The organism is Paraburkholderia terricola (assembly GCF_003330825.1).
Lineage (GTDB): Bacteria > Pseudomonadota > Gammaproteobacteria > Burkholderiales > Burkholderiaceae > Paraburkholderia > Paraburkholderia terricola.
Genome location: NZ_CP024941.1, coordinates 3,722,109 through 3,740,805, shown reverse-complemented (window position 1 = coordinate 3,740,805; position 18,697 = coordinate 3,722,109). Strand labels below are relative to the sequence as shown.

Sequence of the window (18,697 nt, the reverse complement as noted above, 5' to 3'; positions counted from 1 at the left end):
TTGCCGTCGATAGGTGCTGGCGGACCCTTGGTGGCCGCAGTCACGCGTCGCTGGCGCCCCGCGCCGACGCTTAACCTATAAAATTGCGAATTGGCCGCGATTTGCGGCCTTCCTGCATCCCCGGTACTCATGTTACGTCTTAGCGAAATCAAACTCCCGCTCGATCATCCCGACAGTGCCCTCGAAGCCGCGGTCCGCGCGCGCCTCGCGGAACTCGGCGTGGCGGCGAACGGGCTCATCCGATACACCGTTTTTCGCCGCGCTCACGATGCCCGCAAGCGCGCCGACATCAAACTCACGTACATCGTCGATGTCGAGGTAACGGATGAGGCTGCCGCGCTCAAGCGGCTCGGCGCAGTGCCGCATTGCGGCGTGACGCCTGACATGACTTACCGGTTCGTCGCCAAGGCCCCGGCGCAATTCACCACATTGCGCCCGGTTGTGATCGGCATGGGGCCGTGCGGCCTGTTCGCCGGACTGATCCTCGCGCAGATGGGCTTCCGTCCGATCATCCTCGAGCGCGGCAAAGCCGTGCGCGAGCGCACCAAGGACACATTCGGCCTGTGGCGCAAGTCGGTGCTGAATCCCGAATCGAACGTGCAGTTCGGCGAAGGCGGCGCGGGTACGTTCTCGGACGGCAAGCTATACAGCCAGATCAAGGATCCGAAGCACTACGGTCGCAAGGTGCTCGACGAATTCGTCCGCGCGGGGGCTCCGGAAGACATCCTGTATCTGAGCCGGCCCCATATCGGCACCTTCCGTCTCGTCAGCATGGTCGAAAAGATGCGCGCGACCATCCACGAGTTGGGTGGTGAAGTGCGCTTTGAAACGCGCGTCGACGACATCGAAATTGACCACGGCAAAGTTCGCGGCCTGAAGCTTTCGACCGGTGAAACGCTGCGTTGCGAGAATGTTGTGCTGGCGGTCGGCCATAGCGCGCGCGATACGTTCGAGATGCTGCATGAGCGCGGCGTCTATATGGAAGCGAAGCCCTTTTCGCTCGGTTTCCGGATCGAGCACCCGCAGGGTTTGATCGATCGCAGCCGGTTCGGCAAGTTCGCCGGGCACAAGCAATTGGGCGCCGCCGACTATAAGGTGGTGCATCACTGCAGCAACGGGCGTGCGGTGTATAGCTTCTGCATGTGCCCCGGCGGCACCGTGGTGGCGGCGACCTCGGAGCCTGGGCGCGTCGTGACGAACGGCATGAGCCAGTATTCGCGGGCCGAGCGCAATGCCAATGCGGGGATTGTCGTCGGCATCACGCCGGACGATTATCCGGGCGGCCCGCTCGCCGGCATCGCGTTTCAGCGCAAGTGGGAGGAGCGGGCGTTCGAGCTGGGCGGCGGCAACTATATGGCGCCGGGTCAACTGGTCGGCGACTTTATCGCCGGACGGCCGTCCACCTCGCTCGGCTCGGTGGTGCCGTCGTACAAACCCGGCGTGCATCCGACCGATCTCAGCACCGCGCTGCCTGATTACGTGATCGAGTCGATTCGCGAAGCCTTGCCGCAGATGGACAAGAAGATCGCCGGCTTTGCCATGCATGACGCGGTGCTGACGGGCGTTGAGACGAGAACGTCGTCACCGATTCGCGTGCGTCGCCGGGACGATTATCAGAGCATGAATGTGGACGGTCTGTATCCGGCTGGTGAGGGCGCCGGGTATGCAGGCGGAATCTATTCGGCGGCGATCGACGGAATCGAAGTGGCGGAAGCGCTGGCATCGAAGATGACCGGAGCGCGGGCGGCCGCCTGAGTCGGCGAAGGGCGTACGCAGCCGCCCGTGACCGCCATTGCGATCGGGCACAATGCACGTTTTCGCCTCGAACCGACCACCGAATGACCATTCGCACTCTGGCTGCCGCATGCGCTGCGGTGTTGCTCACCCAATTTGCCGTTTCCCCGAGCGCTTTTGCCGCCGACGCCTCCGCGCATTGGGTGGCCGCGTGGGCGACGGCGCTGCAGCCGATTCCTCAACGTGCGGATTTGCCTTCGCTGTACCGCGCGCCAGAAGTGGCGGGGCGCACGGTGCGCCAGATCGTCTATCCGACGCTGTCCGGCAAATCGGCGCGGATCCATCTGAGTAATGAGTACGGCAAGACGGCGTTGGTCATCGACGAACTGCGCATCGCGCGCTCGGCCGGCGGTGCCGCGGCTCTGGGCGGCAGCGAAACGCGCGTGACGTTCGGCGGGAAGACAGCGGTGAGTATTCCGCCCGGAGCGGAGCTGGATAGCGATCCCGTCGCAATCGAAGTCGCCAAAGGTGCGCCTTATGCGATCAGCGCGTTCGTGGGGGCGGAGCAACGAATCGTGGCGTGGCACCGTGTATCGAGCCAGGTGAACTATGTTTCGGCACCGGGCAATCACACGGCCGATACTTCGGCCGATTCGTTTCGCAGCCGGTTTACGCAATATGTGTGGCTGACCGGCTTGTCCGTGGACGCCCCTGCGTCGATGGCCGTGGCCGCGATCGGCGACTCCATCACCGATGGCATGCGCTCCAGTCTCAATCAGAACAAGCGTTGGCCGGACGCGCTAGCGCGCCGGTTCGCCGGCAGCGGCGAGCGCTCGATTGCGGTTGTCAATCTCGGCATCAGCGGCAATCGCTTGCTAAGCGATTCGCCGTGCTATGGCGAGGCGCTTGTCCAGCGTTTTGATCGCGACGTGCTCGAGCGTCCTGGCGTCAAGGCGGCGATTCTGCTGATTGGCATCAACGACATCAATTTCGCGGCGATGCCGGCCCGCAATGGTCTCGACTGCGATTTCCCGCATACGCCGGTCACGGCTGCGGGTCTGATCGCCGGATATCAACGAGTGGTAGCCGCCGCGCGGCAGCGTGGCGTAAAGGTGTTCGGCTCGACGCTGACGCCCGCGTCGTTGCCGGCGCAGCGAGAGAGCATCAGGCTTGCGGTCAATCAATGGATTCGGAGCAGCCGCGGTTTCGACGGGGTGGTGGATTTCGACGCGGCGCTACGCGATCCGGCGCAGCCGGAGCGCTTGCAGCGCGCTTTTGACAGCGGCGATCATATTCATCCTAGCGATGCGGGTTATGCCGCAATGGCGGATGCGGTTCCTATCGTTGCAGTAGTGAATTCGTCCCTAAAGTGAGCCGCCAAAAAAAGAATTTGGTCAAACCCTTGTCACATGGCTGAGGTTGGCCTATGATTCGCCTCCTCGTTGCAAACGAGGGCCGCGGTAGAAACCAGCGGCGCGTAGCGCCAAGAAAGAAGTTTTAAGCGAAAGCGAAAAAATGTTCTTGACGAAACGAAAGAGATGTCTCATAATCTCGTTTCTCTGCTGCAGATGCAGCGACGCAGAACGAAGCGGTGCCGGGTGGTTGAAGTGGGCGTCGTGACGGTGGTGAATGCGTAAGCGATCTTTAAAAACTAACAGCCGATAAGTGTGGGCGCTTGATGCGCGGCGCGCGGTGGATTCTTCGGGGTCTGCCGGAAGCGAAAGTATCAAGTCTCACACAGTAATGAAAGGAAGGTTTTCCTGTTGAAAGACAGGATGATCATTCGTCAGTACGTTGAGTGAGCGACCGGTTGGTAAAACAACCGAAAAACAGTAACAGGCATTGAACTGAAGAGTTTGATCCTGGCTCAGATTGAACGCTGGCGGCATGCCTTACACATGCAAGTCGAACGGCAGCACGGGGGCAACCCTGGTGGCGAGTGGCGAACGGGTGAGTAATACATCGGAACGTGTCCTGTAGTGGGGGATAGCCCGGCGAAAGCCGGATTAATACCGCATACGCTCTGCGGAGGAAAGCGGGGGCTCCTTCGGGACCTCGCGCTACAGGGGCGGCCGATGGCAGATTAGCTAGTTGGTGGGGTAAAGGCCTACCAAGGCGACGATCTGTAGCTGGTCTGAGAGGACGACCAGCCACACTGGGACTGAGACACGGCCCAGACTCCTACGGGAGGCAGCAGTGGGGAATTTTGGACAATGGGCGCAAGCCTGATCCAGCAATGCCGCGTGTGTGAAGAAGGCCTTCGGGTTGTAAAGCACTTTTGTCCGGAAAGAAAACCTCTGCCCTAATACGGCGGGGGGATGACGGTACCGGAAGAATAAGCACCGGCTAACTACGTGCCAGCAGCCGCGGTAATACGTAGGGTGCAAGCGTTAATCGGAATTACTGGGCGTAAAGCGTGCGCAGGCGGTCCGCTAAGACAGATGTGAAATCCCCGGGCTTAACCTGGGAACTGCATTTGTGACTGGCGGGCTAGAGTATGGCAGAGGGGGGTAGAATTCCACGTGTAGCAGTGAAATGCGTAGAGATGTGGAGGAATACCGATGGCGAAGGCAGCCCCCTGGGCCAATACTGACGCTCATGCACGAAAGCGTGGGGAGCAAACAGGATTAGATACCCTGGTAGTCCACGCCCTAAACGATGTCAACTAGTTGTCGGGCCTTCATTGGCTTGGTAACGTAGCTAACGCGTGAAGTTGACCGCCTGGGGAGTACGGTCGCAAGATTAAAACTCAAAGGAATTGACGGGGACCCGCACAAGCGGTGGATGATGTGGATTAATTCGATGCAACGCGAAAAACCTTACCTACCCTTGACATGTACGGAATCCTGCTGAGAGGTGGGAGTGCCCGAAAGGGAGCCGTAACACAGGTGCTGCATGGCTGTCGTCAGCTCGTGTCGTGAGATGTTGGGTTAAGTCCCGCAACGAGCGCAACCCTTGTCCCTAGTTGCTACGCAAGAGCACTCCAGGGAGACTGCCGGTGACAAACCGGAGGAAGGTGGGGATGACGTCAAGTCCTCATGGCCCTTATGGGTAGGGCTTCACACGTCATACAATGGTCGGAACAGAGGGTCGCCAAGCCGCGAGGTGGAGCCAATCCCAGAAAACCGATCGTAGTCCGGATCGCACTCTGCAACTCGAGTGCGTGAAGCTGGAATCGCTAGTAATCGCGGATCAGCATGCCGCGGTGAATACGTTCCCGGGTCTTGTACACACCGCCCGTCACACCATGGGAGTGGGTTTTACCAGAAGTGGCTAGTCTAACCGCAAGGAGGACGGTCACCACGGTAGGATTCATGACTGGGGTGAAGTCGTAACAAGGTAGCCGTATCGGAAGGTGCGGCTGGATCACCTCCTTTCTCGAGCTAACGCGTCCAAGTGTTGAGCGCTCACGCTTATCGGCTGTGAAATCAGGCAGACTCAGGGGTCTGTAGCTCAGCTGGTTAGAGCACCGTCTTGATAAGGCGGGGGTCGATGGTTCGAACCCATCCAGACCCACCATTGTCTTGTCTGGTGTGCTGAATGCAACCCCTCTGGCGCATCTGCATGATCCCGGGGGATTAGCTCAGCTGGGAGAGCACCTGCTTTGCAAGCAGGGGGTCGTCGGTTCGATCCCGTCATCCTCCACCAATCCTCAATGCGCAGTGTTCTGTGTACGGCACAGAGCGTTTTGCATTGGCGATTGAGCCAGTCAGAGTGATACGCGGTTATGGCAACTGCGATATCGGCTGTCGTTCTTTAACAATCAGGAAGAAGTAGTAAAGAGATTCACGAAAGGGTACCTCGAGATGGGTGTCCGAGTAGGTGAATCAGGGTTGTGATTGTATCAATGTATGAAAGGGGAATCGGAAGATTGCCCTGGAATACGGCGCAACACGAATACTCAACCTGTAGCGAGCTCAACGGATCCGCAAGGACCGGGAGACACACTCGTTATAGGGTCAAGCGAACAAGTGCATGTGGTGGATGCCTTGGCGATCACAGGCGATGAAGGACGCGGTAGCCTGCGAAAAGCGGTGGGGAGCTGGCAAACGAGCTTTGATCCACCGATATCCGAATGGGGAAACCCACTCCTTATGGAGTATCCGTAGCTGAATACATAGGCTACGTGAAGCGAACGCGGTGAACTGAAACATCTAAGTAACCGCAGGAAAAGAAATCAACCGAGATTCCCAGAGTAGTGGCGAGCGAAATGGGAGCAGCCTGTACTCTTTATCTTCATTGTTAGTCGAACGCTCTGGAAAGTGCGGCCATAGCAGGTGATAGCCCTGTAGACGAAAACAGCGAGGAAGAACTAGGTGTACGACAAGTAGGGCGGGACACGTGAAATCCTGTCTGAAGATGGGGGGACCATCCTCCAAGGCTAAATACTCGTGATCGACCGATAGTGAACCAGTACCGTGAGGGAAAGGCGAAAAGAACCCCGGGAGGGGAGTGAAACAGATCCTGAAACCGCATGCATACAAACAGTCGGAGCCTCGCAAGGGGTGACGGCGTACCTTTTGTATAATGGGTCAGCGACTTACATTCAGTGGCAAGCTTAACCGATTAGGGCAGGCGTAGCGAAAGCGAGTCCGAACAGGGCGATTCAGTCGCTGGGTGTAGACCCGAAACCAGGTGATCTATCCATGGCCAGGATGAAGGTGCGGTAACACGTACTGGAGGTCCGAACCCACTAACGTTGAAAAGTTAGGGGATGAGCTGTGGATAGGGGTGAAAGGCTAAACAAACCTGGAAATAGCTGGTTCTCTCCGAAAACTATTTAGGTAGTGCCTCGTGTATCACCTTCGGGGGTAGAGCACTGTCATGGTTGTGGGGTCCATTGCGGATTACTACGCCATAGCAAACTCCGAATACCGAAGAGTGCAATCACGGGAGACAGACATCGGGTGCTAACGTCCGGTGTCAAGAGGGAAACAACCCAGACCGCCAGCTAAGGTCCCCAAATATTGCTAAGTGGGAAACGAAGTGGGAAGGCTAAAACAGTCAGGAGGTTGGCTTAGAAGCAGCCATCCTTTAAAGAAAGCGTAATAGCTCACTGATCGAGTCGTCCTGCGCGGAAGATGTAACGGGGCTAAGCAATATACCGAAGCTGCGGATGCATATTTATATGCATGGTAGGAGAGCGTTCCGTAAGCCTGCGAAGGTGCACTGGAAAGTGTGCTGGAGGTATCGGAAGTGCGAATGCTGACATGAGTAGCGATAAAGGGGGTGAAAGGCCCCCTCGCCGTAAGCCCAAGGTTTCCTACGCAACGTTCATCGGCGTAGGGTGAGTCGGCCCCTAAGGCGAGGCAGAAATGCGTAGCTGATGGGAAGCAGGTTAATATTCCTGCACCATTGTTGAATGCGATGGGGGGACGGATCGCGGAAGGTTGTCCGGGTGTTGGAAGTCCCGGTCCTTGCATTGGAGAAGGCGCTTTGGCAAATCCGGGCGCGTAATTCAAGGGTGTGAGGCCAGTCACTTCGGTGACGAAGCAATCGGAAGTGGTTCCAGGAAAAGCCTCTAAGCTTCAGTTCAACAAGACCGTACCGCAAACCGACACAGGTGGGCGAGATGAGTATTCTAAGGCGCTTGAGAGAACTCGGGAGAAGGAACTCGGCAAATTGGTACCGTAACTTCGGGATAAGGTACGCCCCTGTAGCTTGATGCGCCTGCGCGCAAAGGGTGAAGGGGTTGCAATAAACTGGTGGCTGCGACTGTTTAATAAAAACACAGCACTCTGCAAACACGAAAGTGGACGTATAGGGTGTGACGCCTGCCCGGTGCCGGAAGATTAAATGATGGGGTGCAAGCTCCTGATTGAAGTCCCGGTAAACGGCGGCCGTAACTATAACGGTCCTAAGGTAGCGAAATTCCTTGTCGGGTAAGTTCCGACCTGCACGAATGGCGTAACGATGGCCACACTGTCTCCTCCCGAGACTCAGCGAAGTTGAAGTGTTTGTGATGATGCAATCTCCCCGCGGCTAGACGGAAAGACCCCATGAACCTTTACTGTAGCTTTGCATTGGACTTTGAACCGGTCTGTGTAGGATAGGTGGGAGGCTTTGAAGCGTGAACGCCAGTTTGCGTGGAGCCATCCTTGAAATACCACCCTGATCTGTTTGAGGTTCTAACCCTGGTCCGTGAATCCGGACCGGGGACAGTGCATGGTAGGCAGTTTGACTGGGGCGGTCTCCTCCCAAAGTGTAACGGAGGAGTACGAAGGTACGCTAGGTACGGTCGGAAATCGTGCTGATAGTGCAATGGCATAAGCGTGCTTGACTGCGAGACCGACAAGTCGAGCAGGTGCGAAAGCAGGTCATAGTGATCCGGTGGTTCTGTATGGAAGGGCCATCGCTCAACGGATAAAAGGTACTCTGGGGATAACAGGCTGATACCGCCCAAGAGTTCATATCGACGGCGGTGTTTGGCACCTCGATGTCGGCTCATCTCATCCTGGGGCTGTAGCCGGTCCCAAGGGTATGGCTGTTCGCCATTTAAAGAGGTACGTGAGCTGGGTTTAAAACGTCGTGAGACAGTTTGGTCCCTATCTGCCGTGGGCGCTGGATATTTGAAGGGGGCTGCTCCTAGTACGAGAGGACCGGAGTGGACGAACCTCTGGTGTACCGGTTGTCACGCCAGTGGCATCGCCGGGTAGCTATGTTCGGAAGAGATAACCGCTGAAAGCATCTAAGCGGGAAACTCGCCTTAAGATGAGATATCCCCGGGGCTTCGAGCCCCTTGAAGGGTCGTTCAAGACCAGGACGTTGATAGGTCAGGTGTGTAAGCGCAGTAATGCGTTGAGCTAACTGATACTAATTGCCCGTAAGGCTTGATCCTATAACCAGTGTGTTTCCGGTGGCGCCTCCCCGCGTCGCCCCGCACGGTTGAGATCCGCGTTGTGCCCGATACACTCACCACCCCATTGCCCCTGGTGCGATGCACCAGACACTACTTCTTCCAGATTGGTCGTGTTGACCCCCGCGTCAACCTGACAACAAGTCATGCCTGATGACCATAGCGAGTCGGTACCACCCCTTCCCATCCCGAACAGGACCGTGAAACGACTCCACGCCGATGATAGTGCGGATTGCCCGTGTGAAAGTAGGTAATCGTCAGGCTCCCATGCAGAAACACAGACCCCACCCCACACCGGTGGGGTTTGTGCGTTTACGCGAAGAGGAATTTACCTTATAGGTGAAAGCTGTGGTGTGGGAACGATCAAGCAAGCCTTGACATCGAGCGGTTGTTCCCTCATAATCGTCAGTTCTCTGCGGAGGGGTGCCCGAGTGGCTAAAGGGGGCAGACTGTAAATCTGTTGGCTTACGCCTACGTTGGTTCGAATCCAACCTCCTCCACCAGAAAATGCAAGCTGTAGAAGTGGTTGGGAATCCATGAATCCTTGCGGGTGTAGCTCAATGGTAGAGCAGAAGCCTTCCAAGCTTACGACGAGGGTTCGATTCCCTTCACCCGCTCCAGCACAAGATGTAGCGCCCATGTGGCTCAGTGGTAGAGCACTCCCTTGGTAAGGGAGAGGTCGGCAGTTCGATCCTGCCCATGGGCACCAGAAGTACTCGGTGATTGTTTGCGCCCGGCGCAACGTACGGATAAATCCTCTTAGGAGTCGAAAATGGCCAAGGGTAAGTTTGAGCGGACCAAGCCGCACGTGAACGTCGGCACGATCGGTCACGTTGACCACGGCAAGACCACGCTGACGGCAGCGATCACGACGGTTCTGACGCAGAAGTTCGGCGGCGAAGCGAAGGCGTATGACCAGATCGACGCGGCGCCGGAAGAAAAGGCGCGCGGCATCACGATCAACACGGCGCACGTCGAGTACGAAACGGCTAACCGCCACTACGCCCACGTCGACTGCCCGGGCCACGCTGACTATGTGAAGAACATGATCACGGGCGCAGCGCAGATGGACGGCGCGATCCTGGTGTGCTCGGCCGCTGACGGCCCGATGCCGCAAACGCGCGAGCACATCCTGCTGGCGCGCCAGGTGGGTGTTCCGTACATCATCGTGTTCCTGAACAAGTGCGACATGGTGGACGACGCCGAGCTGCTGGAGCTGGTCGAGATGGAAGTTCGCGAACTTCTGTCGAAGTACGACTTCCCGGGCGACGACACGCCGATCATCAAGGGTTCGGCCAAGCTGGCGCTGGAAGGCGACAAGGGCGAGCTGGGCGAAGTGGCGATCATGAACCTGGCCGACGCGCTGGACACGTATATCCCGACGCCGGAGCGTGCAGTTGACGGCGCCTTCCTGATGCCGGTGGAAGACGTGTTCTCGATCTCGGGTCGTGGCACGGTGGTGACGGGTCGCGTCGAGCGCGGCGTGGTGAAGGTCGGCGAGGAAATCGAGATCGTCGGTATCAAACCGACGGTGAAGACGACCTGCACGGGCGTGGAAATGTTCCGCAAGCTGCTCGACCAGGGTCAGGCAGGCGACAACGTGGGTATCCTGCTGCGCGGCACGAAGCGTGAAGACGTGGAGCGTGGTCAGGTGCTGGCGAAGCCGGGCTCGATCAATCCGCACACGCACTTCACGGCCGAAGTGTACGTGCTGAGCAAGGACGAGGGCGGCCGCCACACGCCGTTCTTCAACAACTATCGTCCGCAGTTCTACTTCCGTACGACGGACGTGACGGGCTCGATCGAGTTGCCGAAGGACAAGGAAATGGTCATGCCGGGCGACAACGTGTCGATCACGGTGAAGCTGATCAATCCGATCGCGATGGAAGAAGGTCTGCGCTTCGCGATCCGCGAAGGCGGCCGTACCGTCGGCGCAGGTGTCGTTGCCAAGATTCTCGAGTAACGCCAGATAGTTCTCGTTAATCGGTAATTTCGGGGTTGGCGGTGTCGTCAACCCCAAATGGTTTAGGGGTATAGCTCAACTGGCAGAGCGTCGGTCTCCAAAACCGAAGGTTGGGGGTTCGATTCCCTCTGCCCCTGCCAACTCTCGCGTCGCATTTGACGCTTCGTTAAGGTGTTATGGCGAATCCTTCCGTCGAAACTGTAAATACATCCAGCGACAAGCTGATGCTCGTCGCGGGCGTATTGTTGGTCTTGGCCGGATTTGTGGGATTTTTCTGGCTCAATGGCCAGGAGTGGTACGTCCGCGGAGCCGCCTTGGCTGTCGGTGTGATTGCCGGCATCGTAGTCGGTCTTCTCTCTGCGCCTGGCAAGGGCTTCATCGCTTTCGCCAAGGATTCGTATAAAGAAGTTCGCAAAGTTGTCTGGCCAACGCGCAAAGAGGCTACGCAGACAACGCTTGTAGTATTCGGCTTCGTCTTCGTCATGGCGATCTTTCTTTGGATTAGCGATAAATCCATCGAATGGGCGATTTTCTCGGTGATTCTGGGTTGGAAATGATATGAGCGATACTCCGGCATCCCCGAGCGGAAAACGTTGGTACGTCGTGCACGCCTACTCCGGAATGGAGAAGAGCGTGCAACGCGCGCTTCAGGAGCGCATCGAACGCGCCGGCATGCAAGACCAGTTTGGCCAGATCCTCGTACCGACTGAAGAAGTTGTTGAGGTGAAGGGCGGCCACAAATCCGTGACCGAACGTCGTTTCTTCCCGGGCTATGTGCTCGTGGAAATGGAAATGACGGACGAAACGTGGCACCTCGTGAAAAATACGGCAAAGGTGACAGGCTTCGTTGGTGGCGCGCGTAATCGTCCGAGTCCGATCTCTCCGCGAGAAGTCGAGAAGATCATGTCGCAGATGCAGGAAGGTGTCGAAAAACCGCGACCGAAGACCCTGTTTGAAGTAGGCGAGATGGTGCGGGTAAAGGACGGCCCATTCACGGATTTCAACGGCAGCGTCGAAGAAGTGAACTACGAGAAGTCACGTGTCCGGGTTTCCGTTACGATCTTCGGCCGCGCAACGCCGGTCGAGCTGGAATTTGGCCAGGTCGAAAAGTTGTAATTCAGAATTTTGCGGAACGCGGCATCGGCGCGTTCCGCATCTCGCGCTTACGGCTCGCGTAATGGCCGTTGAGGAGCGCAAGTAGCCTGTTTTTCGGTGAACGCGCGCTACTACTCACTGAACGTCTGCATGTATCGGAGCGGCGTTCCAAAGAGGTTTTTAACATGGCAAAGAAAATCATCGGCTTTATCAAGCTGCAGATTCCTGCAGGTAAAGCCAATCCGTCGCCGCCGGTCGGTCCGGCGTTAGGCCAACGTGGCCTGAACATCATGGAGTTCTGCAAGGCGTTCAACGCTCAGACTCAAGCAATGGAACCGGGTCTGCCGATTCCTGTCGTGATCACCGCATTTGCGGATAAGAGCTTCACGTTTGTTCTCAAAACGCCGCCGGCTACGGTTTTGATCAAGAAGGCAGCGAAGATCGACAAGGGTTCGAGCAAGCCGCATACGGACAAGGTCGGCAAGATCACTCGTGCTCAAGCTGAAGACATCGCCAAGACCAAGATGCCCGATCTGACGGCAGCTGATCTGGACGCAGCGGTTCGTACGATCGCTGGTAGCGCCCGCTCGATGGGCATCACCGTGGAGGGCGTGTAAATGGCTAAGCTTTCGAAGCGTCTGCAAGCATTTGCAGCCAAGGTGGATCGTCAAAAACTGTATCCGATCGATGACGCACTGTCGCTCGTGAAGGAATGTGCAAGCGCAAAGTTCGACGAGTCGATCGACGTTGCAGTGCAACTCGGCATCGATGCGAAGAAGTCTGACCAGGTAGTTCGTGGCTCGGTCGTGCTGCCGGCAGGTACCGGTAAATCGGTCCGCGTGGCAGTGTTCGCACAGGGCGAGAAGGCGGAACAAGCCCGTGTCGCCGGCGCGGAAATCGTCGGTATGGAAGATCTGGCTGAACAAGTCAAGGCTGGCAAGCTGGACTTCGACATTGTGATCGCTTCGCCAGACACGATGCGCGTAGTCGGTACGTTGGGTCAGATCCTCGGCCCGCGTGGCTTGATGCCGAACCCGAAGGTCGGTACGGTTACGGCCGACGTCGCAACGGCAGTCAAGAATGCCAAGGCTGGCCAAGTGCAATTCCGTGTCGACAAGGCCGGTATCATCCACGCTACCATCGGCCGCGCTTCGTTCGAGCCGACGGCTCTGCGTAGCAACCTGAACGCTCTCGTCGACGCGCTGCAAAAAGCGAAGCCGGCAACGAGCAAAGGTGTCTACCTGCGCAAGGTCGCTCTGTCGAGCACGATGGGTGTTGGCGTTCGCGTCGACCAAGCGTCGCTCGCGGCACAGTAAGAGATTTCACGTCGTCTCGGCGAGAGTCGAGACGCTTTTATGGGCTTTGGGCGGTTGCGAGGTGGCGGTCTGCATCACGCAACCGGTTGTCAAAGACCGTTGGCGGGCACGCAGCGGGTAGGCGGGTCCTTAATGGAAAGCCAACGCAGATGGCGAACCCGAAAAGGTTTTGTAGTGATGAAACCGTTGGATATCCGCAGCAATGTGGATTTCCAACGGTCGAAATACTCCTGACTGGTCGGACGCCGTTATTGAACGCGGTACACAAGGCGCACGCCGCGTGTATCGAATCTGGAGGTTAACCGTGCCACTCAACAAAGAAAGCAAGCAGGCCGTCGTCGCTGAGGTTGCCGCGCAAGTCGCGAAAGCCCAGACCGTGGTTCTGGCTGAGTATCGTGGGATCACGGTTGGCGATCTGACCAAGCTGCGCGCGAAAGCGCGTGAGCAACAGGTTTACCTTCGTGTGTTGAAAAACACGCTGGCGCGTCGCGCTGTCGAAGGTACCCCCTTTGCTCCGCTGGCAGAGCAGATGACCGGTCCCCTGATCTACGGCATCTCGGAAGATGCAATTGCTGCTGCTAAGGTCGTCAACGACTTCGGCAAGAGCAATGACAAGTTGGTCATCAAGGCTGGTTCCTACGAAGGCAAGGTGATGGACAAGGCTGGCGTGCAAGCGCTGGCAAACATCCCGAGCCGCGAAGAACTGCTCTCCAAGCTGTTGTACGTTATGCAAGCACCTGTTTCGGGCTTTGCGCGCGCTCTGGCCGCGCTGGCAGAAAAGAAACAAGGCGAAGAAACCGCTGCATAAGGTACTTCAGTCGAGCGTGATTGATCGCTGGCTGTATCCGAATTCAATTTAGGAGTATTTCAAATGGCAATCGCAAAAGAAGACATCCTCGAGGCAGTAAGCTCGATGTCGGTTCTGGAACTGAACGAGCTGGTCAAGGCGTTCGAAGAAAAGTTTGGCGTGTCGGCAGCTGCTGTTGCAGTGGCAGGCCCGGCAGGCGGTGGTGCTGCTGCTGCTGCTGAAGAGCAAACCGAATTCACGGTCAACCTGACGGAAGTCGGCGCGAACAAGGTTTCGGTCATTAAGGCCGTTCGTGAACTGACGGGTCTCGGCCTGAAGGAAGCGAAGGACCTGGTCGACGGCGCACCGAAGCCTGTTAAGGAATCGGTACCGAAGGCTGCTGCTGAAGAAGCCAAGAAGAAGCTGGAAGAAGCCGGCGCGAAGGCTGAAATCAAGTAAGTTTCAGCGCGTTGCGCTAAGGCTGGCGGTTTTCCACCGCCGGCCTTTTTGTGCTTTGTGGGGGGCACGTTTTTGCAAGACGTTTGGGCAAAAACATCGCTCCCAGAAGTCAAAGAAAAACCGTCTATCGGCAAGATTGACCGGCGTTTCTCTTTGTCTTCTGAAGCGACTGCAGAAGGCAAGTTTGGTCGGGTAGCGGGCAACACAGGCATCCGCTGCCGTCAGCCAGCGGTTGGTAGCGGCCAACCACCAAGCTTCTAGGCTCGTTCAAGCCATCGGACGGCCATCGGGTCTCAGTCGGTGAACACTCGGGTTGTCTCATCAAGGTATCCTGCCTCGACAACAATGCCCGCCGTGATTCGGAGATCGTATGCAATATTCCTTCACCGAGAAGAAGCGCATTCGCAAGAGTTTTGCGAAGCGCCCCATCGTTCACCAAGTACCTTTCCTGCTGGCTACCCAGCTTGAATCATTCAGCACGTTTCTGCAAGCAGACACGCCGTCCACGCAACGCAAGCCGGAAGGTCTGCAAGCTGCGTTCACATCCGTTTTCCCGATTGTTTCGCATAACGGGTTCGCACGTCTAGAGTTCGTCAGCTACATGCTGTCGCCGCCGGCATTCAACATCAAGGAATGTCAGCAGCGCGGTTTGACGTATTGTTCGGCTCTGCGCGCCAAAGTGCGTCTTGTGCTGCTCGACAAGGAATCGCCGAGTAAGCCGGTCGTGAAGGAAGTGAAGGAACAGGAAGTCTACATGGGCGAAATTCCGCTCATGACGCCGACCGGTTCCTTCGTCATCAACGGCACGGAACGTGTGATCGTTTCGCAGCTGCACCGTTCGCCCGGCGTGTTTTTCGAACACGACAAGGGCAAGACGCACAGCTCGGGCAAACTGCTGTTTTCCGCGCGTATCATCCCCTACCGCGGTTCGTGGCTCGACTTCGAATTCGATCCGAAGGACGTACTGTATTTCCGCGTCGACCGTCGCCGCAAGATGCCGGTCACGATCCTGCTGAAGGCGATCGGCCTCACGCCGGAACAGATCCTCGCAAACTTCTTCGTGTTCGACAATTTCACGCTGATGCCGGAAGGCGCGCAGATGGAATTCGTGCCCGAGCGTCTGCGTGGTGAAGTCGCGCGCTTCGACATCACGGACCGTGACGGCAACGTGATCGTCCAGAAGGACAAGCGGATCAACGCCAAGCATATTCGCGATCTCGACAACGCGAAGACGAAGTTCATTTCGGTGCCGGAAGACTATCTGCTCGGTCGCGTGCTGGCGAAGAACGTCGTCGACGGCGACACCGGTGAAGTCATCGCCAACGCGAACGACGAAATCACGGAAACCGTCCTCGAAAAGCTGCGCGAGTCGAAGATCAAGGACATCCAGACGCTCTACACGAACGATCTGGATCAGGGTCCGTACATTTCGTCGACGCTGCGCATCGACGAAACCGCAGACAAGATGGCCGCGCGCATCGCGATCTACCGCATGATGCGTCCTGGCGAGCCGCCGACCGAAGAAGCGGTCGAGGCGCTCTTCAACCGTCTGTTCTACAGCGAAGATGCATACGACCTCTCGAAGGTAGGTCGTATGAAGTTCAACCGCCGCGTCGGTCGCGATGAAATCATCGGCCCGATGACGCTGCAAGACGACGACATCCTCGCCACGATCAAGATCTTGGTCGAGCTGCGCAACGGCAAGGGCGAAGTGGACGATATCGACCACTTGGGCAATCGTCGTGTGCGTTGCGTCGGCGAACTGGCGGAAAACCAGTTCCGTGCAGGTCTCGTGCGTGTCGAACGTGCTGTGAAGGAACGCCTCGGCCAAGCCGAAAGCGAAAACCTGATGCCGCACGATCTGATCAATTCAAAGCCGATTTCCTCGGCGATTCGCGAATTCTTCGGTTCGTCGCAGCTGTCGCAGTTCATGGACCAAACGAACCCGCTGTCGGAAATCACCCACAAGCGCCGTGTTTCGGCTCTTGGCCCGGGCGGTTTGACGCGTGAGCGCGCCGGCTTTGAAGTCCGCGACGTGCACCCGACGCACTACGGTCGTGTGTGCCCGATTGAAACGCCGGAAGGTCCGAACATCGGCCTGATCAACTCGCTCGCGCTGTATGCGCACCTGAATGAATACGGCTTCCTCGAAACGCCGTATCGGAAGGTTGTGGACGGCAAGGTGACCGACCAGATCGACTACCTGTCGGCGATCGAAGAAGGCCGTTATGTGATCGCTCAGGCGAACGCGGCGGTGGCTGAAGACGGCACGCTGACCGACGAACTGGTTTCCTCGCGTGAAGCGGGCGAAACGCTGATGGTCACGCCGGACCGCATCCAGTATATGGACGTGGCACCGTCGCAGATCGTGTCGGTGGCGGCATCGCTGATTCCGTTCCTCGAGCACGACGACGCGAACCGCGCGTTGATGGGTTCGAACATGCAGCGTCAGGCTGTGCCGTGTCTGCGCCCTGAGAAGGCCGTGGTCGGTACGGGCATCGAGCGCACGGTCGCGGTCGACTCGGGCACGACGGTTCAGGCATTCCGTGGCGGTGTGGTCGATTACGTCGACGCGGGCCGTATGGTGATTCGCGTGAACGACGATGAAGCCGCTGCCGGCGACGTCGGCGTGGACATCTACAACCTGATCAAGTACACGCGTTCGAACCAGAACACGAACATCAACCAGCGCCCGATCGTAAAGGTCGGCGACATCGTGTCGCGTGGCGACGTGCTGGCTGACGGCGCCTCGACCGACCTCGGCGAACTGGCGCTCGGCCAGAACATGCTGGTCGCGTTCATGCCGTGGAATGGCTACAACTTCGAAGACTCGATCCTGATCTCGGAGAAGGTGGTTGCGGACGATCGCTACACGTCGATCCACATCGAAGAGCTGAACGTCGTTGCTCGCGATACGAAGCTCGGACCGGAAGAAATCACGCGCGACATTTCGAACCTGGCTGAAGTGCAACTCGGCCGTCTCGACGAGTCGGGCATTGTCTACATCGGCGCTGAAGTCGAAGCAGGCGACGTGCTGGTCGGCAAGGTCACGCCAAAGGGCGAGACTCAGCTCACGCCGGAAGAAAAGCTGCTGCGCGCGATCTTCGGTGAGAAGGCTTCGGACGTGAAGGACACGTCGCTGCGCGTGCCGTCGGGCATGAGCGGCACCGTGATCGACGTGCAAGTGTTCACGCGTGAAGGCATTCAGCGCGACAAGCGCGCGCAACAGATCATCGACGATGAGCTGAAGCGTTATCGCCTCGACCTGAACGACCAGTTGCGTATCGTGGAAGGTGACGCGTTCCAGCGTCTCGCACGTATGTTGACCGGCAAGGTCGCGAACGGCGGTCCGAAGAAGCTTGCGAAGGGTACGAAGATCGAACAGGCTTACCTCGAAGATCTCGACCACTACCACTGGTTCGACATCCGCCTCGCGGACGAAGAAGCAGCGGCACAGCTCGAAGCCATCAAGGACTCGATCGAACAGAAGCGTCACCAGTTCGATCTCGCGTTCGAAGAGAAGCGCAAGAAGCTCACGCAAGGCGACGAATTGCCGCCGGGCGTGCTGAAGATGGTCAAGGTTTACCTGGCGGTCAAGCGCCGTTTGCAGCCCGGCGACAAGATGGCCGGCCGTCACGGTAACAAGGGTGTCGTGTCGAAGATCGTTCCGATTGAAGACATGCCGTACATGGCCGATGGCCGTCCGGCTGACGTCGTTCTGAACCCGCTCGGCGTGCCGTCGCGGATGAACGTGGGTCAGGTTCTCGAAGTGCATCTGGGTTGGGCCGCGAAGGGTCTCGGCTGGCGTATCGGTGAAATGCTGCAGCGTCAGGCGAAGATCGAAGAACTGCGCGAATTCCTGACCAAGATCTACAACGAGTCGGGCCGCGCTGAAGAGCTGGACAGCTTCACCGACGACGAAATCGTCGAACTGGCGAAGAACCTGCGCGAAGGCGTGCCGTTCGCCACGCCGGTGTTCGACGGTGCGACGGAAGAAGAAATGTCGCGCGCGTTGGACCTGGCATTCCCGGACGACATCGCGAAGAACCTCGGCATGACGCCGTCGAAAAACCAGGTGCGTCTGTACGACGGTCGCACGGGTGAGATGTTCGAACGTACGGTGACTGTCGGCTACATGCACTACCTGAAGCTGCACCACTTGGTCGACGACAAGATGCACGCGCGTTCCACGGGCCCGTACTCGCTCGTGACGCAGCAGCCGTTGGGCGGTAAGGCGCAGTTCGGTGGCCAGCGTTTCGGTGAGATGGAAGTGTGGGCGCTCGAAGCGTACGGCGCATCGTACGTGCTGCAAGAAATGCTGACGGTGAAGTCGGACGACGTGACCGGCCGGACCAAGGTCTATGAGAACCTGGTCAAGGGCGATCACGTGATCGACGCCGGCATGCCGGAATCCTTCAACGTGTTGGTGAAGGAAATCCGCTCGCTCGGTATCGACATCGACCTCGACCGCAACTAATCGGACTACG

At 57.8% G+C, this 18,697-nt stretch carries 10 protein-coding genes, 6 tRNA genes and 3 rRNA genes; all 19 read left to right on the top strand.

Features of this window, described 5'->3' with window-relative positions:
- Positions 1–129: 129 nt before the first annotated feature.
- The gene (locus tag CUJ90_RS16880; protein ID WP_114163233.1) at positions 130–1,755 is read left to right on the top strand and encodes an NAD(P)/FAD-dependent oxidoreductase; all 1,626 of its coding nucleotides are present in this window, start codon (positions 130–132) and stop codon (positions 1,753–1,755) included.
- 83 nt (positions 1,756–1,838) lie between these two features.
- Entirely contained in the window at positions 1,839–3,107 is a 1,269-nt protein-coding gene (locus tag CUJ90_RS16875; RefSeq protein WP_114163232.1) for an SGNH/GDSL hydrolase family protein, read from the top strand.
- Between the two features lie 471 nt (positions 3,108–3,578).
- A 16S ribosomal RNA gene (locus CUJ90_RS16870) occupies positions 3,579–5,111 on the top strand.
- Positions 5,112–5,176: 65 nt separating this feature from the next.
- A tRNA-Ile gene (locus tag CUJ90_RS16865) sits at positions 5,177–5,253 on the top strand.
- 53 nt (positions 5,254–5,306) lie between these two features.
- Positions 5,307–5,382 (top strand) — tRNA-Ala (locus CUJ90_RS16860).
- A gap of 309 nt (positions 5,383–5,691) precedes the next feature.
- Positions 5,692–8,572, top strand: a 23S ribosomal RNA gene (locus CUJ90_RS16855).
- A gap of 167 nt (positions 8,573–8,739) precedes the next feature.
- Positions 8,740–8,853 (top strand): 5S ribosomal RNA (rrf, locus tag CUJ90_RS16850).
- Together the 16S, 23S and 5S rRNA genes with 5 tRNA genes alongside form the textbook arrangement of a ribosomal RNA operon.
- Before the next feature lie 154 nt (positions 8,854–9,007).
- A tRNA-Tyr gene (locus CUJ90_RS16845) sits at positions 9,008–9,093 on the top strand.
- Positions 9,094–9,136: 43 nt separating this feature from the next.
- Positions 9,137–9,210: transfer RNA gene (locus CUJ90_RS16840), tRNA-Gly, on the top strand.
- A gap of 14 nt (positions 9,211–9,224) precedes the next feature.
- A tRNA-Thr gene (locus CUJ90_RS16835) sits at positions 9,225–9,299 on the top strand.
- Between the two features lie 63 nt (positions 9,300–9,362).
- A complete protein-coding gene (gene tuf / locus CUJ90_RS16830) occupies positions 9,363–10,553 on the top strand; it encodes an elongation factor Tu (protein ID WP_012434572.1) in 1,191 nt (396 codons plus the stop codon).
- Positions 10,554–10,617: 64 nt separating this feature from the next.
- Positions 10,618–10,693: transfer RNA gene (locus CUJ90_RS16825), tRNA-Trp, on the top strand.
- A gap of 36 nt (positions 10,694–10,729) precedes the next feature.
- Positions 10,730–11,110, top strand: coding sequence for a preprotein translocase subunit SecE (gene secE, locus CUJ90_RS16820; protein ID WP_073432705.1), 381 nt, complete (start codon positions 10,730–10,732; stop codon positions 11,108–11,110).
- A gap of 1 nt (position 11,111) precedes the next feature.
- Positions 11,112–11,669, top strand: a complete 558-nt coding sequence (nusG, locus tag CUJ90_RS16815) for a transcription termination/antitermination protein NusG (RefSeq protein ID WP_007180147.1) — start codon at positions 11,112–11,114, stop codon at positions 11,667–11,669.
- 164 nt (positions 11,670–11,833) lie between these two features.
- Positions 11,834–12,265 carry a 50S ribosomal protein L11 gene (gene rplK, locus CUJ90_RS16810; RefSeq protein WP_042329781.1) on the top strand — a complete coding sequence of 144 codons (432 nt, stop codon included), beginning with the start codon at positions 11,834–11,836 and terminating at the stop codon, positions 12,263–12,265.
- A complete protein-coding gene (gene rplA / locus CUJ90_RS16805; RefSeq protein WP_114163231.1) occupies positions 12,266–12,964 on the top strand; it encodes a 50S ribosomal protein L1 in 699 nt (232 codons plus the stop codon). It abuts the gene before it with no gap.
- A 304-nt stretch (positions 12,965–13,268) separates the two neighbouring features.
- On the top strand, positions 13,269–13,772 hold the full coding sequence (gene rplJ / locus CUJ90_RS16800) for a 50S ribosomal protein L10 (protein ID WP_006053279.1): 504 nt from the start codon (positions 13,269–13,271) through the stop codon (positions 13,770–13,772).
- A 63-nt stretch (positions 13,773–13,835) separates the two neighbouring features.
- Positions 13,836–14,210 (top strand): 50S ribosomal protein L7/L12, encoded by a 375-nt coding sequence (gene rplL, locus CUJ90_RS16795; protein WP_011490060.1) that lies wholly within the window; start codon positions 13,836–13,838, stop codon positions 14,208–14,210.
- Between the two features lie 370 nt (positions 14,211–14,580).
- Positions 14,581–18,687 carry a DNA-directed RNA polymerase subunit beta gene (rpoB, locus tag CUJ90_RS16790; protein ID WP_073432701.1) on the top strand — a complete coding sequence of 1,369 codons (4,107 nt, stop codon included), beginning with the start codon at positions 14,581–14,583 and terminating at the stop codon, positions 18,685–18,687.
- The last annotated feature ends 10 nt before the right edge of the window (positions 18,688–18,697 follow it).